This is a genomic window from Simiaoa sp. (assembly GCF_051972595.1).
GTDB classification, from domain to species: Bacteria; Bacillota; Clostridia; order Lachnospirales; family Lachnospiraceae; genus Acetatifactor; species Acetatifactor hominis.
On sequence record NZ_JBOKRY010000004.1, the window covers coordinates 45,691 to 68,677 of the forward strand.

Here is a 22,987-nt window from a genome sequence, read left to right on the forward strand (position 1 = left end):
GAGAAAAAAGGAGGAATTATGATGAGCAGTATGTATGAAAGATGCAGCAAGGTAATGCCGGCGGTGGCCAACCGGGCAACGACTCTTGGAATCGTGGACGGTGAAGGGTGTTATGTTTATACGGAGGATGGACGAAGAATTCTGGATTTTGCCAGTGGTGTTGCTGTAAATAATCTTGGAAATAAAAATCCTGAGGTGGTGGAGGCCATCCGGGAACAACTGGACACTATGATCCACGTGGGGCACAATGTGGTCTACAATGAATCTTATGTAAAACTGGCAGAACGTCTGGTGGAACTGACAGGAGGGGATACCAAAGTGTATTTCAGCAACTCCGGTGCAGAAGTCAATGACGGAGCAATGAAGCTGGCAAAATATGTCACGCGCAGACCGGGCATTATTGCTTTCCGAAACTCTTTTCACGGAAGAACCATCGGCTCCATGTCCATTACAGGCTCCAGCAGTGCCTATCGGAAATTTTATGAGCCGTTGATGCCTTCCGTATACTGGGCGGATTATGCAAACTGTCATCATTGTCCATTTGGTAAAACAGAAGGGGAATGCCATATGGAATGTCTGAAGCAGTTTGATGCGATCTTCGCAAAACAGATCGATCCGGAATGTGTGGCAGCGATCATTGCGGAACCGGTACAGGGAGAAGGAGGGTACATTCCTCCTAAGCCGGAATTTTTAAAGGGACTTCGGGAGATCTGTGACAGGTATGGCATCATGTTAATCTTTGACGAAGTACAGACCGGTATCGGCAGAACAGGAGAGCTTTATGCATATCAGACGTTTGGTGTGAAGCCGGATATTCTGACATCTGCCAAGGCTTTGGGGGGAGGTGTCCCCTTGGCGGCAATCATTGCCAAAAAAGAAATTATGGATCAATGGCCTGCAGGCGCTCACGGAGGAACCTTTGGCGGTAATCCGCTGGCTTGTGCCGCGGGGTTGAAAACGCTGGAAATCATTGAAAGAGATCATCTGTTAGAAAATGCAAGAAAACAGGGTGCATATATGCGTGAAAAACTAAACGGACTAAGGAGCAGGTATCCGAAGCGTATCGGAGATGTCAGAGGCGTCGGCCTGATGAATGCCATGGAGCTGGTGACAGAAAACGGAGAACCGGATGCGTCTCTGACAGGACAGATCAAGCAAAAAGCTTTGGAGAAGGACTTACTGTTGCTGACTTGTGGCAGTGATCATAATGTGGTCCGCTTTATCGCACCGCTGACCGTTACCGGACAGGAAATAGACATTGCCATCCATATTCTGGAGGAAGTATTAGAGGAATTGCTATGATTTTATGCAGACAGCTGCTGATATTGTTTTTCTTTATGCTGCTGGGATTTGGTATGGCAAAAAGGAAAATACTGGATCGGCACAATAGTGTTTTCCTGTCGTGGCTGATCGTCAACGTGGCGAATCCGGCCCTGATTCTTTCCGGTGGTATCGGAAACAGCATTGACAGACGGGAATTGTTCAAGGTAGTTCTGGTTGCAGCAGGTGTTTACCTGTTTCTGATCGTTGTTTCGGAGATAGCGGTTAAACTTCTTGGAGTAGACCGGAAAGAAACAGGGATCTATAAAGTGCTGCTGATATTTACTAACATGGGATTTATGGGATTCCCACTGCTGGATGCTATGTACGGGGCGGAGGCTTTACTATACGGAGCAGTATTTTTGCTGCTTTTTAATCTTCTGATCTATACTTACGGTATTTTCCGTATTGCGGGTACTGCAGGGAGTCCGGCAGAGATTCTCAAGAAATTTGTGAATCCCGGCGTGGCAGCGGGGGTACTGGCGATCATGCTGGCGTTTCTCCGGGTAGAACTGCCGGGAAGTGTGAATCAGACAGTATCCATGTTGAGCAATCTGACAGCTCCTTTAAGCATGATGGTGATCGGAGCCTCCTTTTTGGAGGTACAATGGAAAGGATTTTTAAGGGACATCAGATTATTGATCTTTGTAGCCTTAAGGCTTGTGATCATACCAGTGTTGGGAATGCTGATCCTTCGAAATTTTGTCAGTAATCAGTATTTGCTGGGAGTGTGCTTCGTGACTTTGGCAGCCCCTTCCGGGTCCATGGCTGCTATGCTGGCAAGACAGTACCGGGCTGATTATGTGACAGCATCCAAGGGGATCGGACTGACAACTTTGCTGTCTGTGATCACTATGCCACTATTGTTCTGGGTGTTGCAACTAAGATAACCGGATGAATGGATAACTGGAAAGGAGAATGTGCTATGGCAACGTTGCAGATGTATATGAATCAAAGTAAGATCGAAAATATGTTTACTTCGGAAGTGTATGAGGAAGTCTGGGGAAAAAAATTTGGTGTGGATAATTCTGTGGGAAAGATCCGCAGAATTCTGCTTCACTGTCCCGGCGAGGAGATCAGGCAGCTGAAGGACGGTGTGTATGAGGAAGAGGCGGGAGCCAGAATATTGAAAAGTCCCTCCGGTAGAATACGTAATTACTGGAAGGGGACGGAGCTTCCCAATCTTGAGCTACTGCAAAAGCAGCACAATCATATGGCGGAGCTTTTACAAAAAGAAGGGATAGAGGTGAATTATCTTATTGATCCCACTTATTATTGGACCAACCTGACCTTTACGAGAGATGTGGCACTGATGACGCCCAAGGGAGCTATCCTGACCAGGTTTGCTATGTATTTTCATCAGGGAGATACTTACGTGACCCAAAAATTCCTGGCAGAACAGAATATTCCCATCATAGGTGCCATTCAGGGCAGGGGAACTGTGGAGGGAGGCTCATTTTCCCTGTTGGATCCGCATACGGCAATTATTGGACGGTCCGTCCGGATTAATGATGAAGGAATTGAACAGCTTCGTACCCTGCTGTCCTATCAGGGAATTGATCTGATCGTGATCGATATGCCCGCTTATTATATTCATCTGGATGAGGCATTTGTTCCGGTGGACCGGAACAAATTATTGGTCAGTACCTTTATTTTGCCGCACTGGTTCCTGCATATGCTTAAAGAGCGCGGGTACGAACTCATAGAGACGGATAGAGAGGATCCTATGTTGACCAACAATTGTATTGCCTTAGAACCGGGAAAAGTCCTTTTTTCTGAAAAAGGTATACGCACAGCAAAGAATCTGGAAAAGGCAGGAATCGATGTCATTCCGGTAGATATTTCGGAGATCAATAAGCTCGGAGGAGGAATTCATTGTTCTACACTTCCTCTGCTTCGGGATTCCATTCAGGAGGAATAAAAATGAGTGAAAAAAAGTATGTTATCACAGTATCCAGACAGTTTGGCAGCCTGGGGAGACCTATTGCCCGAAAGCTTGCGGAACGACTGGGTATTAAATATTATGACAGAGATATCGTGGATATGACGGCTAAAAAAATGAATATGCGGGCGTCGGAGATCGTGGAACTGGAAGAGTCTGTGCAGGGAGGCTTTTTTCGCATGAAGTACCCTCTGGGAATGGGAACCGGTAATATCCGGGATCAGATCTTTGAGAATCAGAAGACGATCATAAAGGAACTGGCAGAAAAAGAATCCTGTGTGATCGTGGGAAGATGTGCAGATTCCATTTTGTCAGCCTATGAGAATACCATGCATGTGTATATCTATGCATCGGCGGAGAAAAGGTTTGAGAATTGCAAAAAGGAGTTCGGCATGGAACCTGATGAAGCCAGGCGGATGATGCTGGAGGTGGATAAAGCAAGAGAACGTTATCATCTGGAGTATGCAGGCTATCTGCCCCAGGATCCGAATCATAAAAATCTGATGATCGATGCCGGTATACTGGGAGTGGACAAAACGGTGGAACTTCTGGAGAATTACGTGAAACTGTTTTTACAGTGTGAAACCTATAAGAAAACAAATAAATGTATACAATTTTAATGTTTTTAGAATTGACTATTGACAAAGCTTCGAGAATATGGTAGCATCTGCAACATAAAGTTAATGAATACGGTATACAAAACGAAGGCGTTTCTACAGAGTAGAAGCGCCTTTTTCTGTATAGCCGGAAGTCGGATAGTGCGGCTTGCGGAAGAAGGAGAGAACTATGCAAGAGGAAAAGAATGTAATCATTTCAGTAAAAAATCTATCGAAAAATTACAGCACACTTGCTGTTCTGAAAGATATTAATCTGGAGGTCAGAAAAGGAGAGGTGATCGCAATCATCGGGCCGTCGGGATCCGGAAAAAGCACTATGCTTCGCTGCATGAATGCACTGGAGACTATCAGCGGCGGAGAAATTTACTATAAAGGGGAGCCAATCTCCACAAGAAAAAAATATACAAAACTTCGCGAAGAGGTAGGAATGGTGTTCCAACATTTCAATCTGTTTTCACATATGACGGTGTTGGAAAATGTCATGTATGCTCCGGTAAAGGTTAAAAAAAGAAATAAGGGAACCGTGTACATGGAAGCCATGGATATTCTGGAAGTCGTGGGACTCGCGGAAAAAAAGGATGTATATCCGGAAATGCTCTCAGGGGGACAGAAACAGAGAGTTGCCATTGCAAGAGCCCTTGCGATGCAACCGGAGGTATTATTGTTTGATGAACCCACATCGGCACTGGATCCGGAGATGGTGGGTGAAGTTCTTTCTGTAATGAAGAATCTGGCAAAAACGGGTATGACGATGTTAGTTGTCACACATGAGATGGGATTTGCCAGGGAAGTGGCCGACAGAGTGGTTTTTATGGATGAAGGTTACATTATGGAAGAAGGAAGTCCGGAGGATATTTTCGAACATACACAGAATGACAGAGTAAAAGCTTTTTTAAGCAAGATGCTGTAAGGAGGAACCCCTATGCTGGCTTTGTGGAAAATCTTAGTGAAATATAAAATGCTTTTGATCGGCGGAGTCAAGATCACAGTGATCATTTCTATATTGACGATCCTTTTTGGATTGATTTTCGGTACTCTGATGGCTTTTATGAAAATGAGTAAGGTTAGACTGCTCCGATGGTTTGCAAATGCTTATGTGGAATTTATCCGGGGAACTCCCGTGCTGGTACAGATATCCATCGTATTTTATGGATTACCAATGATAGGGATCCAGGTTCCCAGCATTATGTTCGGTGGTGTGGATATTTCCCGTCTGGTCTCCGGTATTGTTGCTCTTACAATCAATTCCACGGCGTATATCTGTGAGATCGTCAGAGGTGGTATCCTATCCGTAGACAGAGGACAGACAGAAGGAGCCCTGGCACTTGGAATGAGCAATGCAAGGACTTTACTGTGTATTGTACTGCCACAGGCCATGAAAAATATTCTTCCGTCCCTGAGCAATGAGTTTATTACGATCATTAAAACTTCGTCACAGGTATCTGTTATCGGTATCGGTGAATTGATGTATGCTGCGGATACGATCCGCGGAATCAGCTTCCAGCCGATGGCACCGCTGATTCTGGTAGCACTTATTTATTTTCTGATCACTTCGGTGTTCTCTTTCATCTTGAAAAAAATCGAGAAGAGGATGTCACGGAGTACACAACGTGTAGCAAACTAATGTGGTATTTTCGAATGTCCACTTTAGGAATAAAAAAGAAAAGAGAGGAAAAAATTATGAAAAAACGAGTTTTAGCAATGGTAATGACAGCAGTAATGAGCGTTATGACTCTCGGGGGATGCGGTGCGGATAGCACAACGTCGACTACGACAGCCGCAACTGCAGAAATTTTATCCGCAGCCGAGACAACTGCAACAACGGAAACAGCAGCGGAAACAGAGTCCGGAACAGGTCTGCTGGCCAAGATTAAAGATTCCGGGAAACTGGTCGTAGGAACAGCATCCGGATATCCTCCTTATGAATTTGTGGATATCACATCAGCAGATCAGGCGGTCATCGGCGTGGATATGGAGTTGGCAAAGGCTATTGCGGAGAAGTTGGGAGTAGAACTGGAGATCCAGGATATGACCTTCTCATCTCTGCTGGCAGCAATTCCCGCTGGTAAGATCGATATGGCTATCGCCGGTGTGGCACCGACAGATGAAAGAAAAGAAACCATGGATTTCTCAGACAGCTATTTGTTCTCAGATCAGGTGGTTATCATCAACAAGACAGATGCAGACAAATTTAAGACACTGGATGATCTGAAGGGAGTTCCTCTGGCGGCAGAGAAATCTACCACACAGGAGAAGCTTGTTCAGGAACTGCTTCCTGATAATTCCCTGACTTCTCTGGAGCATGTGCCGGATTGTATTCTGGAACTGAAAAACGGTAAGGTCTCAGGTGTTGTAGTAGAAAGCATCGTTGGAAAACAGTATCTGCTTGCAGATGATACTTTACAGTTCGCAGATGCCAACTTCGGCAGACAGAAGGAATCTGCCATCGTTTTGAACAAGGGCAATGAGGATCTGTTAGAGATACTGAATGCTGTAATCAAGGAAAATCAGGATGCAGGAAATTTTGACAAATGGGTAGAAGAGTACAGCCAGATCGCGGCTGACAACGCAGGCGAATGAGACGAATTGTGATAACGGATTATCCGGGAGTACTGCACAGGGATCTGGAGTATGAGAAAAATAGAATACTTGCAGCTCTTAAGGATACGGAGGTCGAAGTGGTTCCGTTTGAAAACCGTGAACAATGGATCCACGCAGTAGGCAATGCAGATGCATTGCTTACTGCGTTTCTTCCTATTAATGATGCGGTAATGGAGGCTGTTCCGAAACTTCGGTGTATTGTATTGAATGCTTCAGGATATGATAATGTTGATCTGGCTGCCGCAAGCAGGCGCCATATAGCAGTGATACCAATAGAAGAATATTGTACGGAAGAAGTGGCAGAACATACCATGGCGCTGATCCTGGCATTGTCCAGAGGACTGAAACACTATGGAAAAGAAATTGATGAACAGTACAGATGGCAATATACCAGCCTGCAGGGATTACACAGGCTGAAAGGTCAGACACTGGGGATTGCCGGTTTTGGTAAGATCGGCAGGAGGGTAGGAAAGCTGGCAGATGCCTTCGGCATGCGGATCCTGGTATATTCTCCTACCGGAAAAACTATCAACAAAGAGGCATACCCTGTACAATTTGTTCCCGCAGAAGAATTATTTGAAAAAAGTGATATCATTACAAATCATATGGCCATTGGAAAAGAGCATTATCATTTTTTCAATGAAGAAGCTTTCCGGAAAATGAAAAGACACCCCTTGTTCATTAATGTGGGCAGAGGAGCAGCTGTGGAGGAAGCGGCGCTTTTGAAAGCTCTGCAAAATGGCTGGATCCGTGGTGCCGGGCTGGATGTATTGGAGTCAGAAATGCCGGAACTTGGAAAAACAGGACTGACAGGACGGGAACAGGTGATACTCACGCCACATAGTGCCTTTTATTCAGAGGAATCCCTCAGGGCACTACAGGATATTTCCTGTGATAATCTGATTTATTTCTTCAAGGGAGAATGGAACAGAATACATTATATAGTTAACAAAATGGCATAATAAAAAATAATATCATAATCACTAAATAATCCTTGACAAGCGCGGTCTCCTATGCTATTCTATCTGAGGTTGTAAAACCATGCCGAAGACAGCAGGTGCAAGGGAGACCGAGCGTAAGTCCTGCCGAGGAGATAAGTATGATGATTTCATCTCTCTGTGTCTTCACAGAGAGTTTTTTTACTTTATAGGATTTTATCCTATTCTTCTTATCGGCACAAAATCTATAAGGAGGTAAAGAAATGGCAAAAGTTGAATTAAAACAGCCTGTAGTAGAAGAGATTTCTGCTGGTATCAAGGATGCCCAGTCTGTAGTTCTGGTAGACTACCGTGGACTTACTGTTGAGCAGGATACCCAGTTACGTAAGAGCTTACGTGAGGCAGGAGTTACCTACAAGGTTTACAAGAACACCATGATGAACTTCGCGTTCAAGGGTACACAGTTCGAAGGTCTGTCCGAGTATCTGGAAGGACCCAGCGCAATGGCTTACTCTACCGAGGATGCAACCGCTCCTGCAAGAGTACTGGCTCAGTTCGCGAAGACTGCTGATAAGCTTGAGATCAAGGCCGGTGTGGTAGAAGGTACTGTTTATGATGCTAAGGGTATGGCTGCAATCGCTAACATCCCTTCCAGAGACGTACTCATCTCCAAACTGCTTGGCAGCTTACAGAGTCCTATCACCAATTTTGCACGTGTTATGAATCAGCTGGCTGAAAAAGGCGGCGCAGCAGCTTGTGAAGCAGCAGCACCCGCAGAAGAAGCACCCGCAGCTGAATAATAATTGCAGCTAATTGACAATCAATCAAAATATTTCAAATGGAGGAAATTAAAATGGCTAAATTAACAGCACAGGAATTAATCGATGCTATCAAAGAGTTATCTGTATTAGAGTTAAATGATCTCGTAAAGGCTTGCGAGGAGGAGTTCGGTGTATCCGCAGCAGCTGGCGTTGTTGTAGCAGCAGCTGGTCCTGCTGAAGCAGCAGAAGAGAAGACCGAGTTCGACGTAGAGCTGACCGAGGTTGGCGCTGAGAAGGTTAAGGTTATCAAGGTTGTTCGTGAAGTAACCGGTCTGGGCCTGAAGGAAGCTAAGGACGTAGTTGACGGAGCTCCTAAGGTTGTTAAGGAAGGCGCTTCTAAGGAAGAGGCTGAGGACATCAAGAAGAAGCTTGAGGAAGTTGGCGCAAAGGTTACTCTGAAGTAATTTTTAACCAGTATATGACGGACCATGTGCCGGCACCTGCCGGTGCATGGTTCTTTCTTGTTATTATTTTCTTATTTTTCATTTTTTGTAACTATTCAGAACCCCATTCGCAAAATCGCCTCTACGAGGCTTCCTTTTTGCTCTGAATAGTTATCATTTTTTCAAAAATATTCAAAATATTTCCTTGACGTATTTCCATCATTGTGCTATTATGGATAGTGCACTATTGTGCGGTGCTATGCTTATTTGTCATGCATAAAATTTGACGTTTATATATATTGCATTGTTGCCGACGCAAAATAGGCTTTAAATCTGAAAGAACGGGGTGAAATGTCAATGGAAAAGAACAGAATACGTCCGATTGCCGGTACCAAGGTTATGCGTATGAGTTATTCAAGACAAGAAGAGGTTTTAGAGATGCCCAATCTGATCGAGGTCCAGAAGGACTCCTATCAGTGGTTTTTAGACGAAGGCTTGAAGGAAGTCTTTGACGACATCTCTCCGATCGCTGACTACAGCGGTGCCTTAAGTCTGGAATTTGTGGATTTTGAACTCTGCAGGGACGATGTGAAGTATTCTATCGAAGAGTGTAAAGAGAGAGATGCTACCTATGAGGCACCTCTTAAGGTTAAGGTCCGTCTCTATAATAAGGAGAAGGAAGAGATCAGTGAGCACGAGATCTTCATGGGCAATCTTCCTCTGATGACCGATACCGGAACATTCGTGGTAAATGGCGCAGAGCGTGTTATCGTCAGCCAGCTGGTTCGTTCTCCCGGCATCTACTATGGAATCGGACATGATAAGATTGGTAAGAAGCTCTTCTCCTGCACCGTGATCCCGAACCGTGGTGCATGGCTGGAGTATGAGACAGACTCCAACGATGTCTTCTATGTACGTGTGGACAGAACCCGTAAGGTTCCCATCACTGTACTGATCCGTGCACTGGGCATCGGTACTAACGATGAGATCCGTGAGCTGTTTGGCGACGAGCCTAAGATCGAGGCAAGCTTTACCAAGGACACTGCTGAGAATTATCAGGAGGGTCTGTTAGAGTTATACAAAAAGATCCGTCCCGGTGAGCCTTTAAGTGTTGAGAGCGCAGAGAGCCTGATCAATGCTATGTTCTTCGACCCCAGAAGATATGATTTAGCCAAAGTCGGAAGATATAAATTTAATAAGAAATTAGCTCTGAAGAATCGTATTCGTCATCAGATCCTGGCTGCAGATGTAGTAGATCCTTCCACCGGTGAAGTGATCGCATCCGCAGGTGACAAGGTGACAGCAGAACTGGCTGATACCATTCAGAACAGCGCAGTTCCTTTCGTATATATTCAGACAGAAGAGAAGAATGTAAAAGTACTGTCTAACCTGATGGTAGACCTGACCCATTATGTAGACTGCAATCCCAGAGAGTTCGGTATCCATGAGCTGGTATACTATCCCGTTCTGGAGAAGATCCTTGAGGAGTTCGGTGAGGATCCCGAGAAGCTGGCAGAGGCAATCAAGAAGAACGTACATGAACTGGTACCCAAGCATATCACGAAGGAAGATATCTTAGCTTCCATCAACTATAATATGCATCTGGAGTATGGTCTGGGCAACGATGACGATATCGACCATCTGGGCAACAGACGTATCCGTGCGGTAGGTGAACTGCTGCAGAACCAGTATCGTATCGGTCTGTCCAGAATGGAGAGAGTGGTACGTGAGCGTATGACTACCCATGACGCTGAGGAGATCTCTCCCCAGTCTCTGATCAATATTAAGCCTGTGACCGCAGCAGTGAAGGAGTTCTTCGGATCTTCCCAGCTGTCTCAGTTCATGGACCAGAATAACCCTCTGGGTGAGCTGACCCACAAGAGACGTCTGTCTGCACTGGGTCCCGGCGGTCTGTCCAGAGATCGTGCCGGATTCGAGGTTCGAGATGTACATTACTCCCATTACGGAAGAATGTGTCCTATCGAGACTCCCGAAGGTCCTAACATCGGTCTGATCAACTCTCTTGCAAGTTATGCAAGAATTAATGAATATGGTTTCGTAGAGGCTCCTTACCGTAAGATCGACAAGTCCGATCCGAAGAACCCTCGCGTTACCGATGAAGTAGTCTATATGACTGCGGACGAAGAAGATAATTACCATGTAGCACAGGCGAATGAAGCACTGGATGCAGAAGGACATTTCGTGAGAAATTCCGTTTCCGGACGTTATCTGGATGAGACACAGGAATATCCCAAGGCTATGTTTGATTACATGGATGTATCCCCGAGAATGGTATTCTCTGTGGCTACTGCACTGATTCCTTTCCTGCAGAACGATGATGCGAACCGTGCGCTGATGGGATCCAACATGCAGCGTCAGGCAGTACCTCTGTTAAGCACCGAGGCACCCGTAGTAGGTACCGGTATGGAAGTAAAGACAGCGGTTGACTCCGGTGTCTGCGTTGTGGCTAAAAAGCCCGGAACTATTACTTACGTATCTTCCAAGACCATTCGTATCGCTTATGATGACGGTGAGAAGGCAGAGATCCATCTGACCAAGTTCTCCCGTAGTAACCAGTCCAACTGCTACAATCAGAAGCCCATCGTATTCAAGGGCGACCATGTAGCGGCAGGTCAGGTCATTGCAGACGGTCCTTCCACTTCACAGGGTGAGCTGGCTCTGGGTAAGAACCCTCTGATCGGTTTCATGACCTGGGAAGGTTACAACTACGAGGATGCTGTTCTGTTAAGTGAGAGACTGGTACGTGATGATGTCTATACTTCTGTTCATATCGAGGAGTATGAGGCAGAAGCACGTGACACCAAGTTAGGACCCGAGGAGATCACCCGTGATGTTCCCGGTGTCGGTGATGATGCGCTGAAGGATCTGGATGACAGAGGTATCATCCGTATCGGTGCAGAAGTCCGTGCCGGAGATATTCTGGTAGGTAAGGTTACTCCTAAGGGAGAGACTGAGCTGACTGCTGAAGAGAGACTGTTACGCGCGATCTTCGGTGAGAAGGCAAGAGAAGTAAGAGATACCTCCCTGAAGGTACCTCACGGTGAATACGGTATCGTAGTGGATGCCAAGGTATTTACCCGCGAGAACAGCGATGAGCTGGCTCCCGGAGTAAATCAGGCAGTCCGTATCTATATTGCACAGAAGAGAAAGATCTCCGTAGGTGATAAGATGGCAGGTCGTCACGGTAACAAGGGTGTCGTATCCCGCGTGCTTCCGGTAGAAGATATGCCTTATCTGCCCAACGGACGTCCTCTGGACATCGTGCTGAATCCTCTGGGTGTGCCTTCCCGTATGAATATCGGACAGGTCCTGGAGATCCACCTTTCCCTGGCTGCTAAGGCACTGGGCTTCAATGTGGCAACACCTGTCTTCGACGGTGCAAACGAGAAAGACATTATGGATACGTTGGATCTTGCCAACGATTATGTAAATCTTCCTTTCGACGATGCAGAGAGTGCAGAGTGGAAGGAAAAGGGTCAGGAGACTACCGCAGACGGTAAGCCCTGGGCCGGAGAGACCTTCACCAGCAAGCACGGTGAGGAGCTTCTCCCTGAAGTTATGCAGTATCTGTCCGAGAACAGAGACCACAGATCCGTATGGAAGGGAGTTCCTATTTCCAGAGACGGTAAGGTACGTCTGCGCGACGGTAGAACCGGCGAATACTTCGACGGTCCTGTAACCATCGGACACATGCATTACCTGAAACTGCATCATTTGGTAGATGATAAGATTCATGCGCGTTCTACCGGACCGTACTCCCTGGTAACACAGCAGCCTCTGGGTGGTAAAGCACAGTTCGGCGGACAGCGTTTCGGAGAGATGGAAGTATGGGCACTGGAGGCGTATGGTGCATCCTACACCCTGCAGGAGATTCTGACTGTGAAGTCCGATGATGTTGTAGGACGTGTGAAGACTTACGAAGCAATCATCAAGGGAGACAATATCCCTGAGCCCGGTATCCCCGAATCCTTCAAGGTTCTGCTGAAGGAATTACAGGCACTGGGTCTGGATGTCAGAGTGCTGCGTGAGGATCATACCGAGGTTGAGATCATGGAGACCGTTGATTACGGTGATACCGATTACCGTTATGAGATGGAAGGTGATCGTAAGTACGATGACGATTACGATAAGAACTCCCTTGGCGAGATGGGCTATCAGTCACAGGAATTCGATGATAACGGTGAACTGGTGAACTCCGAGGACGACGATTACGTTGAGGATGATTACACCGATGATAGCTTTGACGGCAGTGAAGATGAATTTTAATGCTTTGTATAGTTTGTATAGAAGGGAGTGCCATTAATGTCAGAAACAAAAAATGAAACAACCTATCAGCCTATGACATTTGATTCCATCAAGATCGGATTAGCTTCCCCGGAGAAAATCCGGGAGTGGTCCCATGGAGAGGTATTAAAGCCGGAGACAATCAATTACAGAACACTGAAGCCCGAGAGAGACGGTCTGTTCTGTGAGAGAATTTTCGGACCCAGCAAGGACTGGGAATGTCATTGTGGTAAATATAAAAAGATCAGATATAAGGGCGTTGTCTGCGATCGTTGTGGCGTAGAAGTTACCAAAGCCAGCGTTCGTAGAGAGCGTATGGGACATATCGAGCTTGCTGCTCCGGTATCCCATATCTGGTATTTCAAAGGTATCCCCAGCCGTATGGGTCTGATCCTGGATCTGTCTCCCAGAATCCTGGAGAAGGTTCTGTACTTCGCTTCCTATATCGTTCTGGATCCGGGAACCACCAACCTTGAGTACAAGGCAGTGCTGTCCGAGAAGGAATATCAGGATGCAAGAGAGACCTGGGGCAACAAGTTCCGTGTAGGCATGGGTGCGGAAGCTATCAAAGAGCTGCTGCAGGCCATTGACCTGGAGAAGGATGCAGCAGAACTGAAGACCGGACTGAAGGAATCCTCTGGTCAGAAGCGTGCCCGCATCATTAAGAGACTGGAAGTTGTGGAAGCTTTCCGCGAGTCCGGCAATAAGCCCGAATGGATGATCATGGATGTGATCCCTGTGATCCCGCCTGATCTTCGTCCTATGGTACAGCTGGATGGCGGACGTTTTGCAACCTCCGACCTGAATGATCTGTACAGAAGAATCATCAACCGTAATAACCGTCTGAAGAGACTGTTGGAGTTAGGTGCTCCTGATATTATCGTTCGTAACGAGAAGAGAATGCTGCAGGAAGCTGTGGATGCTCTGATCGATAACGGCAGACGCGGACGTCCTGTTACCGGACCCGGCAACAGAGCACTGAAGTCTCTGTCCGATATGTTAAAGGGTAAGACCGGTCGTTTCCGTCAGAACCTGTTAGGTAAGCGTGTAGACTACTCCGGACGTTCCGTTATCGTCGTAGGACCGGAACTGAAGATTTATCAGTGTGGTCTGCCCAAGGAAATGGCAATTGAGCTGTTTAAGCCCTTTGTAATGAAAGAGCTGGTAGCCAAGGGAATCAGCCAGAACATCAAGAATGCCAAGAAGCTGGTAGAGAGACTGGATACGCAGGTATGGGATGTGCTGGAAGAGGTTATTAAGGAACATCCTGTTATGCTGAACCGTGCACCGACACTGCACAGACTTGGTATTCAGGCATTTGAGCCCATTCTGGTAGAAGGTAAGGCCATCAAACTGCATCCCTTGGTATGTACCGCATTTAACGCGGACTTCGATGGAGACCAGATGGCAGTACATCTTCCTCTGTCCCAGGAGGCACAGGCAGAGTGTCGTTTCCTGCTGCTGTCTCCGAATAACTTACTGAAGCCTTCCGATGGTGGCCCAGTAGCTGTTCCTTCCCAGGATATGGTACTTGGTATCTACTATCTGACCCAGGAGAGACCCGGAGCAATCGGCGAAGGCAAGTATTTCAAGAGCGTAAATGAGGCGATTCTGGCATACGAGAATCAGGCACTGACCTTACATTCCCGTATCCATGTGCGTATGCACAAGGTAAATGCAGCCGGAGAGACCATCACCGGTACGGTAGAGTCCACTCTGGGAAGATTTATCTTCAATGAGATCCTGCCTCAGGATCTGGGATTTGTAGACAGAAGCGATCCCGAGAACTTCATGAAGCTGGAAGTAGACTTCCATGTAGGCAAGAAGCAGCTGAAGCAGATCCTGGAGAAGGTTATCAATACTCACGGAGCATCCAAGACTGCAGAAGTACTGGATGATGTTAAGGCAATCGGTTATAAGTACTCTACCAGAGCAGCTATGACCGTATCCATCTCCGATATGACCGTCCCTGAGAAGAAGGGTGAAATGCTGGCAGCCGCACAGGCTACCGTAGACAAGATCGCAAGCAACTTCAGACGTGGTCTGATCACTGAGGAAGAGCGTTATCGTGCCGTTGTAGAGACCTGGAACGAGACCGATAAAGAGCTGACCGACGTACTGCTGTCCGGTCTGGATAAATACAACAACATCTTCATGATGGCAGACTCCGGTGCGCGTGGTTCCAGTCAGCAGATCAAACAGCTGGCAGGTATGCGTGGACTGATGGCAGATACCACAGGTAGAACCATCGAGCTGCCCATTAAATCAAACTTCCGTGAAGGTCTGGACGTACTGGAGTACTTCATGTCTGCACATGGTGCACGAAAAGGTATGTCCGATACCGCTCTGCGTACTGCAGACTCCGGTTATCTGACCAGACGAATGGTTGATGTATCTCAGGAACTCTCTATCCGTGAGGTAGACTGCTGTGAGGGTCAGGCAGAGATCCCCGGTATGGTAGTCAAAGCATTCATGGATGGTAAAGAGACCATTGAAGGCCTGAAAGACAGAATCACAGGAAGATATTCCTGTGAGGATATTTACGATAAAGACGGTAACATGATCGTAAAGCACAACCACATGATCACCCCCAGCCGTGCAGCCAAGATCTTAAGTGTTGGCGTAAATGCACAGGGTGAGCCTATTGAGGAAGTGAAGATCCGTACGATCTTAACCTGTCGTTCCCATGTTGGTATCTGTGCAAAGTGTTACGGTGCCAACATGGCAACCGGTGAAGCTGTACAGGTAGGTGAAGCAGTCGGTATTATTGCTGCACAGTCTATCGGTGAGCCCGGTACCCAGCTGACCATGAGAACCTTCCATAGTGGTGGTGTCGCAGGTGACGATATCACACAGGGTCTTCCCCGTGTCGAGGAGTTGTTCGAGGCCAGAAAGCCTAAGGGACTTGCAATCATCGCTGAATTCGGCGGTAAGGCGGAGATCCGCGATACCAAGAAAAAGCGTGAAGTTGTGATCACAAATGAAGAGACCGGTGAATCCAAGGCATATCTGATTCCTTACGGTTCCCGTATCAAGGTAGTGGACGGACAGGTATTAGAGGCCGGTGATGAACTGACCGAAGGTAGCGTAAATCCTCACGATCTGTTGAAGATCAAGGGAATCCGTGCCGTACAGGATTACATGCTGCGTGAAGTACAGCGTGTATACCGTTTACAGGGTGTAGATATCGCTGATAAGCATATCGAAGTCCTGGTACGCCAGATGTTGAAGAAAGTTCGTATCGAGAATAACGGAGACACCGAGTTCCTGCCCGGAACTCTGGTAGATGTTCTGGATTTCGAAGAGATGAACGAGAAGCTGATCGCAGAAGGCAAAGAGCCTGCAGAAGGCAAGCGTATCATTCTTGGTATTACCAAGGCAGCATTGGCGACCGAATCCTTCCTGTCAGCAGCATCCTTCCAGGAGACCACCAAGGTCCTGACCGAAGCTGCGATCAAGGGTAAGGAAGATAAACTGATCGGTCTGAAAGAGAACGTTATCATCGGTAAGCTGATTCCTGTAGGAACCGGTATGAAGAGATATCGTAACACCAGACTGAGCACCGATGCCGTAGAGACCATTGATTTTAGTGGTGATATGTACGGTGATGATGCAGAGTTGAATCTGAGCGATGGAACCGATCTGGATGCAGAGAATGCAGATGCCAGTGCAGAAGCAGAAACTGTAGAAGTAGGAACCGAAGCTGATAATCAGTAAAATAAAACTCCCCGGGGAATTAACCCGGGGAGTTTTTTTGCCTTAAATTCGGTAGTTATGTAATTTCAATTATTGTAATTTCAGTTATTGTAATTCATCAATATTCAGTACCTGCCAGGCGGTAATGCGGTAGAAAGTATCCTCATCGGTCTGTGGATAGAGAATCTCGATGGTGACCTGCAAGGACTGCAGATCGGAGATGGGGATCACGTAGGATTTCCCGTGACCGACAGAAGCGAAATAAGCATCTTCACTGTCTGAGGAAGCATAGATGCGTTGTAATGTTTTGTCCATGCCGGCTAACGACTGTTCCGCCTGATTGCAGGCGTCATAATAGGCGGTGGTACGTTCCAGTACCCGGTTGCTTAACTTACTGTCGGCATTGGCACTGACGATGGACAGTACCGCAAAGGATACCAGACAAAGGATCACGAATACCAGCAGGATAGAAGCAGATCCGATATTCATGCCGAATTGTTTTTTCTTAGAAGCATTACTCATGTAAGTCTTTCCTTTCTGCGGCGTGGTGCATGACAGAGAGCGTATAAATGGGAGAATCCGGGGAAGAAATCTCAATGATACTGATCTGCGCTTCCATAATACCGGTTCCGGGATCCGGTGTATGTGTCAGTTCTGCCGAAAAGCCGGCGCTGTCACCGGGGGAACACAGATTCCACTGGCTGTCAAAGTACAGCGTCATGGTATCTTCTTCTGTCTGTTGTGAAGGGGAAAACAGGTCATGCATGGCGCCCAGATCGCCCTCCGAAGCCAGATAAGATTCCGCCAGATTCTGTGCCCAGATAACGGCGTGATTTTTGTTGACTGTCTGTGTGCTCAGCAGATGCGATTTAGCGAACAACTGAATGCAAACAGCACTGGCAAGGGAGAAAAACAGGATCGCTATGATCATTTCCATTAAAAATAAACTGGATCTGGAGTGCTTCATAATAAATTCCGAATCCTTTCCATCATTCTATTCTTCTATTCCGTAGTACTGCAATGTACATGAATGTAAAAGGTATGGGTCTCCCGGGAAGGTGTCTGTAAACAGACCCGGATCAGATCATTGCCTGCATAGGAAAAGGTAAGATCCGTCAGCTCCAAAATATCCGTACCGGCGGGCAGAAGCTGTCCGCCGAGGGAAGTTCCCTGTCGCATGAAGAGCTCTTTCAGATGTCCCTCATAATAATAGAGATAAGTGCAGTAAGTATCTTCATCGATCTTTGAAAGCATACAGAGTGCCGGAACATCCTCCAATGTAGTTAAGGAGATGCTATCTGCTGTGTCACTTTGACGCACCTTTTCCATAATATAGGATACAGCAGTCCGGCTATCATAGTTCACGCTCATATCTTCCACCGTGTGCTGGTAGACATCAGCTCCGATGGTGACGAGAGACAGGGCGGAGACGGCAAATACACCGAACAACGCCAAAACGAACAAGATATCCACAATAAAATGTTTTTCCTGTGTCTTATCGTTCATATGTCAGAACTCCTTTAACGGCCAACGGTTCTGCGGAGTACCGTGACCTCCGGCAGAAGGTTGCTGCCATAGTATTCATAATCAATGAAGAAGCTGTCTTCATCATATAACAGTCCGTAATGCTGTTTCAGATATTCCAGGGATGGAGGATAACTGCCCTCTACGGCGTAACACTGGGAAATGCTTCGCTCCAGGGCTGTCTCCAGACTTTCCTGTTGTTTGCTTAAGGTAGATTCACTGACCGATCCGATGCCCTGCAGAAAAAGAACAAATAACACTATGAATGCCAGGATCGGAAGCAGGTAGATCATCTTCTGCCAGAGAGACCGGTTTTTTTGCTCAAAACGATTCATAAGCAGCGCTCCTATCCGATGCTGGTCATAATACCCATCAGGGGCAGGATGACCGATAACAGAATCAATCCGACAATAACGGAGAGAATGATTACCAGTGTGGGCTCTAAGACAGCAATGATGGACTGCAGTTTACGGTTGGTATTTTCTTCATAGCGGTCGGCAATCTTTTTGAGCACGACATCTACGTTACCGCTGCGGAAACCAACGGATACCATCTGGGAATAGAGATGATTGAAAATACCGGCACCGGTCAGGGCTTCGGCAAAATTAGCTCCGGCATGAATGGATTCCTTGCAGCTTAGAATCTTTTGTTTCATTTTCTCATTGCTTACCAGGGAAGCGACCATATCGAGACTGGAGTAGGTATCCATGCCGCTGCCTAAGGTTAGTGCCATGCCGCTCGCAAAACGCTCACAGGCAACACTTTCATAAAAATTTCTCGTCAGTGGAAACCAGTTTAAGAACCGGGTGGTGACACGTTTACCGGTCTGGGTTCTGGTGGCGAACAGATATAACAGAAGTAATATACATAAAATACTTACAAATACAAAGGAATAGCGGTTCAGATGATTACCCACCCGCAAAAGGGAAGCAGCAAATCCGGTCATTTCACTGCCCAGTTCCACATAGACCTGCTCGAAGATCGGCATAACGCGGCTGACCAGTACCACAATGACGGCAGCCATCATGGCAATCATAATAAAAGGATAGGTCACAGCATCCCGGATGCTGTGGGAGATGGCATCTTCTTTCTCGTAGTAATCCGCCAGGGAAAGCATACATACGTCCAAATTACCGGATTCTTCTCCCAATGCGATCATGCGGAGGCAGTAATCCGGAAAAACATTTGTAGATTCCAATGCTTTGTGAAAGCTTTCTCCCTGTCTGCAGACGGTGAGGATCTCGTCAAAGATCGCTTTTCCCTCCGGGGACCCTGCATCGCTCTGTAAGATCGCCATACCCTCCATAGGTGGGATTCCCGCCTGGAACAGCATAGCTGTCTGGCTGCAGAAGGAGGCGATCTCTTCGTTGGACAGTAACTTTTTCTCCGTAGTCTTCATTTCGATTTGTTCCCTTTCACTAATACATTTTCTGAAGGATATAATTGGTGCCGTCCCCGATGAACTTCTTCAGTGCCTTGTCATCGGTGTTGGCACCGAAGGTGGGATCCACCAGTGTCCATACATTGCCGTCGAATTCGATAATACCGTTCAGCCAGCCTGTATCCGCAGTATATACACTGATCCAGGCATGGTAGGCATCCTGTGCATAACCGACTTCCAGTCTGGTAGGGATCCGTTGACTTCTGAGCATGCTTGCCATAACAGCGGCATAGTCCAGACAGATACCGGTTCCGGAAGTCAGGATAGCATCCACATCGGAAGTATATCCGGTGGGGGGATCGGAAGCTTTCGCATAATCATAAGTGATATTTTGTGTGATATAGTCGTAGACCCGGGTGATCACTTCCAGGTCCGAGGAAGCACCCTCGGCAAGTTCCTGCCCTTTCGCCACGACTTTACTGTCCGCATTGAAATTCACATATTGATTCGGATAGAGGAAAGGTCCGAAGGTATCGCTGATCTGTACCTCCAGATCCGCATACAGGCAGGTGGCATAGTTCGTACCGGAGATATTCTCATAGATCGTCACATCATAATAGCCGTCCCCGGAGGACAGAGGAAAGGTCTCGTAGCCGTTCCCGTGCAGGTCGTAGGTATAGACTACCGTGTCGGGACCGGTGATCCGCAGCTTGACCTTCGGGCAGGTGCCGGTATAGTTGGCACAGATATATCCGTCCGACATATGGGAATAGTCGATGACTGCCACATCGTTGGAGACCACCGCGGTGCCGTCGGCCTGCGGTACGAGGCAGACGGGAGTGGCATCCCGCAGGGCTTCTGTGGGAGCAGAGTCCGATGGCTCCATAGGAAGTGTCACCGGTGAAGCGGTCTCAGAATTTACAGAAGACGGCAAAACGTCAGTCTGGTCTGTATGCGTATCAGTGGCAGGAGCATTGACAGGGTGACTGTCAGAAGCAGAGCCACAGGCACATAACCCAGCCATGATACAATATGTAATTAATAAAATGCGCAGCCGCGCAAAGGATCCGGGTATTAGCATAGAAGCATCAACATCCTGTTGTTATCGTGTCATTCCTGTGACATTGTCGGGGGTAAAGAGGAGATGTATCGTCTCGCCGCCACTCACGGGAACATAAATATTGGCTTCCTCCGTAAGGAAAGGAAAACTGATCACGCCTTTGGCACTGTCCACGGAGAGCGGTTCGATGATCTCACCGGACAACGTCTCCATAAAAGCCTCGTCATAGAGAATGTTATCTCCGGTAAACTTAAGGCTTAAAACATTATTCTCCACATAATCCAGAGTAAGCTCCGCGGGAGCGGGGGCAAACAATTTCTCGTTAAATTCGGAGAGCGGAACGATGATTAAGGGCGACAGAAAAGTCAGCACAAAGATCACAGCGGTAGCCACGATCAGACGGTTATAGGAAGCTGCATTGATTTTTTTACGAAGCACCAGCTTGTCAAAAGGAATGGTATTGACTGGCTGGTTACAGGTGGACAGGATATTCTGCAGAGCATTGTTCGCAGTGTTCATGTCCAACTCATAACGGTTCTTTTTATGAAAAAACATAACTGTATTATCCTTTCTATCCTCTCATGCTGGCTTTCAGCTGCTCCTGTCCGGAGGCGATATAGCGTTTTACGCTGCTGCGGCTGATCTCCATGGCGGCAGCGATCTCCTCAAGCTTCATGTCGTTATAGTATCGCATGATCAGGACCTGCTTCTCATTGAAAGGAAGCTGTTCTAAGGCGTCCGTCAGCCGGGAATATTCATCCTTCTGCTGGTAATGCAGCTCCGGATTGGTATCCGGGTGAGGATCCTGTACAATATCGAGAATCTCCTGATTTAAGGTCTGACAGTCGTTCTGCGGCCGCTGCTTCTTGGTCATATCGTAGCAGACGTGGAAGCAGATGCGATTCAGCCAGGCGATAAAAACAGTAGGATCATTCAGTTTTCCAATGTTTTTCAGAGCCAGTATGTAGACCTCCTGCATGGCATCCTGAGCAAGAAAGTCGTCTCTCAGATAATGCCTGGTATAGTTGTACACTTTATTATAGGTAAGAGCATACAATTCCGCGAAGGCATCCGAGTCGCTGTGTTGGGCACGGATCACAAGACCGGCAATGTAAGAAATATTCAAATCTTTCATGCGTTCGTCTCACTGTCTGGTTAACGGGTTCCTTAAGCGTGGAGCTTATTGTATGTCTCGGTCAGCAGAGTGGAGAAATACTCTGCATGTGCTTCTTCATTTAAAATATATGCGTACTTGATCTGAATGGGCGCATTACTGTGTTCCTCGTTGTATTCCTTCAGCTGCTGTGCCAGACTTTCGATAAAATAGTCCATGGTATCATGGGAGCCGTGATTGACGATCATTAAGAATTCGTTACCGCCGTTACGTCCCACCACACCGAAGGCATCACCGACACTCTCTAAGATACCGGAGAAATCCTTCAACATCTGGTCGCCCACGACATGTCCCATGGTCTGATTGATCTCCTTTAAGTTGGTGATGGTGACCATATAGCAGGCTACATGCTCCAGAGATTCCGGGGAGTCATAAGTCTCAAACACGACATCCAGTCCGTGTCTGTTGGGGATGCCGGTCAGATGATCCAGGAAAGCTGCGCGGTTCAGCGCATGACTTTCTTCGGCGAAGGTGCGCAATTTATAGAAATCATATAATAACCATACCAGATTAAATAAAGCAAGAATCCAGGAGAGTGTGCATAAGATAAAAAGTGTCCGGTTCTCAAACAGCTGCGTGCCGAGTGCGGGATGCAGGGTCAGCACCAGAACATACGCAGCTTCCAACAGAAGCAGAAGGACTAACTGCACGGTTTTGGTGTTACGGAAGGTTTTTACAAATTTTTTATTTCGCATAGCAACAAAGCTCCTTTGTATAAGGTAAATACATGAATTTACTTATAGTATAGGGCAGAATGAAAAAAAAAGAAAGAATTTCTGAACCTTTTTTCAAAATACGACAGTCTTTATAGATGAAAAGTAATTATGGAGGAACCGGTTATGCTCGGTATCATATATTCCGGATTTGCCATGCTGGCAAGTTACCGGATCATAAGAATTGAAGATGATCCTACCCCATTGGCTGCAGGTACGCACAGCACAGGAATCTACAGCCGGGCAGTACAGGAAGGTTATTACGGTGATACGCTGGCGGCAATGCTGCTCATCGGTCTGATCCTGATGGTTACAGCATACATCCTGATATGCATAAGATACCGTAAGAGGATCCGGGAACTACAGCCGGGGGAACATCCGGGATGGAATTGGTGGAAGCTCAGAAGGCAGATCACAGAGCTGGAATATCAGAAAGCAGAAGGAATTGTAGAAGATATCCGTAAAGCGGCAGAAGGTTACATGACGGTTTAAAAGTGATAGGAGAGGAAGAT

At 47.0% G+C, this 22,987-nt stretch carries 22 protein-coding genes and 1 other annotated feature; of the genes, 13 read left to right on the forward strand and 9 right to left on the reverse strand.

The genetic code is table 11. From position 1 onward, the window contains the following. Positions 1-18 precede the first annotated feature (18 nt). The 12 genes from ACTRDR_RS02355 (at position 19) to rpoC (ending at position 16,644) form a co-directional block, all read left to right on the forward strand. Positions 19-1,302, forward strand: coding sequence for an aspartate aminotransferase family protein (locus ACTRDR_RS02355; RefSeq protein ID WP_440526023.1), 1,284 nt, complete (start codon positions 19-21; stop codon positions 1,300-1,302). Further along, complete coding sequence (locus ACTRDR_RS02360; RefSeq protein ID WP_440526024.1) at positions 1,299-2,210, forward strand: AEC family transporter; 912 nt, start codon at positions 1,299-1,301, stop codon at positions 2,208-2,210. The genes ACTRDR_RS02355 and ACTRDR_RS02360 overlap by 4 nt, the downstream gene beginning before the upstream one ends. 35 nt (positions 2,211-2,245) lie before the next feature. Further along, the gene (locus ACTRDR_RS02365; protein WP_176862511.1) at positions 2,246-3,241 is read left to right on the forward strand and encodes an arginine deiminase family protein; all 996 of its coding nucleotides are present in this window, start codon (positions 2,246-2,248) and stop codon (positions 3,239-3,241) included. A gap of 2 nt (positions 3,242-3,243) precedes the next feature. Next, complete coding sequence (locus ACTRDR_RS02370) at positions 3,244-3,882, forward strand: cytidylate kinase family protein (protein ID WP_176862429.1); 639 nt, start codon at positions 3,244-3,246, stop codon at positions 3,880-3,882. Between the two features lie 166 nt (positions 3,883-4,048). Further along, positions 4,049-4,789, forward strand: a complete 741-nt coding sequence (locus ACTRDR_RS02375; protein ID WP_440526025.1) for an amino acid ABC transporter ATP-binding protein — start codon at positions 4,049-4,051, stop codon at positions 4,787-4,789. Between the two features lie 12 nt (positions 4,790-4,801). After that, complete coding sequence (locus tag ACTRDR_RS02380) at positions 4,802-5,503, forward strand: amino acid ABC transporter permease (RefSeq protein WP_440526026.1); 702 nt, start codon at positions 4,802-4,804, stop codon at positions 5,501-5,503. A 56-nt stretch (positions 5,504-5,559) separates the two neighbouring features. After that, positions 5,560-6,459: a transporter substrate-binding domain-containing protein gene (locus ACTRDR_RS02385; protein ID WP_440526027.1), complete on the forward strand. Its 900-nt coding sequence runs from the start codon at positions 5,560-5,562 to the stop codon at positions 6,457-6,459. An 8-nt stretch (positions 6,460-6,467) separates the two neighbouring features. Next, on the forward strand, positions 6,468-7,442 hold the full coding sequence (locus ACTRDR_RS02390; protein WP_440526028.1) for a C-terminal binding protein: 975 nt from the start codon (positions 6,468-6,470) through the stop codon (positions 7,440-7,442). A 64-nt stretch (positions 7,443-7,506) separates the two neighbouring features. Continuing rightward, positions 7,507-7,629, forward strand: a sequence feature (ribosomal protein L10 leader region). Between the two features lie 52 nt (positions 7,630-7,681). Beyond that, entirely contained in the window at positions 7,682-8,218 is a 537-nt protein-coding gene (gene rplJ, locus ACTRDR_RS02395; RefSeq protein ID WP_176862420.1) for a 50S ribosomal protein L10, read from the forward strand. Between the two features lie 53 nt (positions 8,219-8,271). Further along, positions 8,272-8,643 carry a 50S ribosomal protein L7/L12 gene (rplL, locus tag ACTRDR_RS02400; protein WP_022153710.1) on the forward strand — a complete coding sequence of 124 codons (372 nt, stop codon included), beginning with the start codon at positions 8,272-8,274 and terminating at the stop codon, positions 8,641-8,643. Positions 8,644-8,979: 336 nt separating this feature from the next. After that, entirely contained in the window at positions 8,980-12,909 is a 3,930-nt protein-coding gene (rpoB, locus tag ACTRDR_RS02405) for a DNA-directed RNA polymerase subunit beta (RefSeq protein WP_440526029.1), read from the forward strand. Positions 12,910-12,945: 36 nt separating this feature from the next. Continuing rightward, a complete protein-coding gene (rpoC, locus tag ACTRDR_RS02410; RefSeq protein ID WP_176862416.1) occupies positions 12,946-16,644 on the forward strand; it encodes a DNA-directed RNA polymerase subunit beta' in 3,699 nt (1,232 codons plus the stop codon). Between the two features lie 84 nt (positions 16,645-16,728). Here rpoC and ACTRDR_RS02415 read toward each other — a convergent pair whose 3' ends face one another. The 9 genes from ACTRDR_RS02415 to ACTRDR_RS02455 all read right to left on the reverse strand — a co-directional run bounded on the left by ACTRDR_RS02415 (position 16,729) and on the right by ACTRDR_RS02455 (position 22,457). Continuing rightward, a complete protein-coding gene (locus ACTRDR_RS02415) occupies positions 16,729-17,145 on the reverse strand; it encodes a hypothetical protein (protein ID WP_440526030.1) in 417 nt (138 codons plus the stop codon). After that, positions 17,138-17,590, reverse strand: coding sequence for a type IV pilus modification PilV family protein (locus ACTRDR_RS02420; RefSeq protein ID WP_440526031.1), 453 nt, complete (start codon positions 17,588-17,590; stop codon positions 17,138-17,140). Before ACTRDR_RS02420 ends, ACTRDR_RS02415 begins: the two co-directional genes overlap by 8 nt. Positions 17,591-17,625: 35 nt before the next feature. Then, positions 17,626-18,129: a DUF4860 domain-containing protein gene (locus ACTRDR_RS02425; protein WP_176862412.1), complete on the reverse strand. Its 504-nt coding sequence runs from the start codon at positions 18,127-18,129 to the stop codon at positions 17,626-17,628. 14 nt (positions 18,130-18,143) lie between these two features. Continuing rightward, positions 18,144-18,482 (reverse strand): hypothetical protein, encoded by a 339-nt coding sequence (locus tag ACTRDR_RS02430; protein WP_440526032.1) that lies wholly within the window; start codon positions 18,480-18,482, stop codon positions 18,144-18,146. An 11-nt stretch (positions 18,483-18,493) separates the two neighbouring features. Beyond that, positions 18,494-19,546: a type II secretion system F family protein gene (locus ACTRDR_RS02435; protein ID WP_440526033.1), complete on the reverse strand. Its 1,053-nt coding sequence runs from the start codon at positions 19,544-19,546 to the stop codon at positions 18,494-18,496. A gap of 19 nt (positions 19,547-19,565) precedes the next feature. After that, positions 19,566-20,414 carry a transglutaminase domain-containing protein gene (locus ACTRDR_RS02440; RefSeq protein ID WP_176862406.1) on the reverse strand — a complete coding sequence of 283 codons (849 nt, stop codon included), beginning with the start codon at positions 20,412-20,414 and terminating at the stop codon, positions 19,566-19,568. A 216-nt stretch (positions 20,415-20,630) separates the two neighbouring features. Further along, positions 20,631-21,143 (reverse strand): hypothetical protein, encoded by a 513-nt coding sequence (locus ACTRDR_RS02445; RefSeq protein WP_176862404.1) that lies wholly within the window; start codon positions 21,141-21,143, stop codon positions 20,631-20,633. Between the two features lie 16 nt (positions 21,144-21,159). After that, the gene (locus ACTRDR_RS02450) at positions 21,160-21,723 is read right to left on the reverse strand and encodes a sigma-70 family RNA polymerase sigma factor (protein WP_176862402.1); all 564 of its coding nucleotides are present in this window, start codon (positions 21,721-21,723) and stop codon (positions 21,160-21,162) included. Positions 21,724-21,755: 32 nt separating this feature from the next. After that, on the reverse strand, positions 21,756-22,457 hold the full coding sequence (locus tag ACTRDR_RS02455; protein ID WP_176862401.1) for a diguanylate cyclase domain-containing protein: 702 nt from the start codon (positions 22,455-22,457) through the stop codon (positions 21,756-21,758). A 144-nt stretch (positions 22,458-22,601) separates the two neighbouring features. On the opposite strand from ACTRDR_RS02455, the gene ACTRDR_RS02460 reads away from it, so the two are divergent. Further along, a complete protein-coding gene (locus tag ACTRDR_RS02460) occupies positions 22,602-22,967 on the forward strand; it encodes a hypothetical protein (protein ID WP_176862400.1) in 366 nt (121 codons plus the stop codon). Positions 22,968-22,987: the final 20 nt, after the last annotated feature.

Excerpts from the sequence above, each read along its gene's own strand:
- ACTRDR_RS02365 (WP_176862511.1), top strand. The coding sequence starts at position 2,246 with ATGGCAACGTTGCAGATGTATATGAATCAAAGTAAGATCGAAAATATG.
- ACTRDR_RS02460 (WP_176862400.1), top strand. The coding sequence starts at position 22,602 with ATGCTCGGTATCATATATTCCGGATTTGCCATGCTGGCAAGTTACCGG.
- ACTRDR_RS02445 (WP_176862404.1), bottom strand. The coding sequence starts at position 21,143 with ATGTTTTTTCATAAAAAGAACCGTTATGAGTTGGACATGAACACTGCG.
- ACTRDR_RS02415 (WP_440526030.1), bottom strand. The coding sequence starts at position 17,145 with ATGAGTAATGCTTCTAAGAAAAAACAATTCGGCATGAATATCGGATCT.
- rpoC (WP_176862416.1), top strand. The coding sequence starts at position 12,946 with ATGTCAGAAACAAAAAATGAAACAACCTATCAGCCTATGACATTTGAT.
- ACTRDR_RS02385 (WP_440526027.1), top strand. The coding sequence starts at position 5,560 with ATGAAAAAACGAGTTTTAGCAATGGTAATGACAGCAGTAATGAGCGTT.
- rpoB (WP_440526029.1), top strand. The coding sequence starts at position 8,980 with ATGGAAAAGAACAGAATACGTCCGATTGCCGGTACCAAGGTTATGCGT.
- ACTRDR_RS02380 (WP_440526026.1), top strand. The coding sequence starts at position 4,802 with ATGCTGGCTTTGTGGAAAATCTTAGTGAAATATAAAATGCTTTTGATC.
- ACTRDR_RS02425 (WP_176862412.1), bottom strand. The coding sequence starts at position 18,129 with ATGAACGATAAGACACAGGAAAAACATTTTATTGTGGATATCTTGTTC.
- ACTRDR_RS02430 (WP_440526032.1), bottom strand. The coding sequence starts at position 18,482 with ATGAATCGTTTTGAGCAAAAAAACCGGTCTCTCTGGCAGAAGATGATC.
- ACTRDR_RS02450 (WP_176862402.1), bottom strand. The coding sequence starts at position 21,723 with ATGAAAGATTTGAATATTTCTTACATTGCCGGTCTTGTGATCCGTGCC.
- ACTRDR_RS02375 (WP_440526025.1), top strand. The coding sequence starts at position 4,049 with ATGCAAGAGGAAAAGAATGTAATCATTTCAGTAAAAAATCTATCGAAA.
- ACTRDR_RS02420 (WP_440526031.1), bottom strand. The coding sequence starts at position 17,590 with ATGAAGCACTCCAGATCCAGTTTATTTTTAATGGAAATGATCATAGCG.
- ACTRDR_RS02355 (WP_440526023.1), top strand. The coding sequence starts at position 19 with ATGATGAGCAGTATGTATGAAAGATGCAGCAAGGTAATGCCGGCGGTG.
- rplJ (WP_176862420.1), top strand. The coding sequence starts at position 7,682 with ATGGCAAAAGTTGAATTAAAACAGCCTGTAGTAGAAGAGATTTCTGCT.
- ACTRDR_RS02435 (WP_440526033.1), bottom strand. The coding sequence starts at position 19,546 with ATGAAGACTACGGAGAAAAAGTTACTGTCCAACGAAGAGATCGCCTCC.
- ACTRDR_RS02360 (WP_440526024.1), top strand. The coding sequence starts at position 1,299 with ATGATTTTATGCAGACAGCTGCTGATATTGTTTTTCTTTATGCTGCTG.
- ACTRDR_RS02440 (WP_176862406.1), bottom strand. The coding sequence starts at position 20,414 with ATGGAGCCATCGGACTCTGCTCCCACAGAAGCCCTGCGGGATGCCACT.
- ACTRDR_RS02370 (WP_176862429.1), top strand. The coding sequence starts at position 3,244 with ATGAGTGAAAAAAAGTATGTTATCACAGTATCCAGACAGTTTGGCAGC.
- rplL (WP_022153710.1), top strand. The coding sequence starts at position 8,272 with ATGGCTAAATTAACAGCACAGGAATTAATCGATGCTATCAAAGAGTTA.
- ACTRDR_RS02455 (WP_176862401.1), bottom strand. The coding sequence starts at position 22,457 with ATGCGAAATAAAAAATTTGTAAAAACCTTCCGTAACACCAAAACCGTG.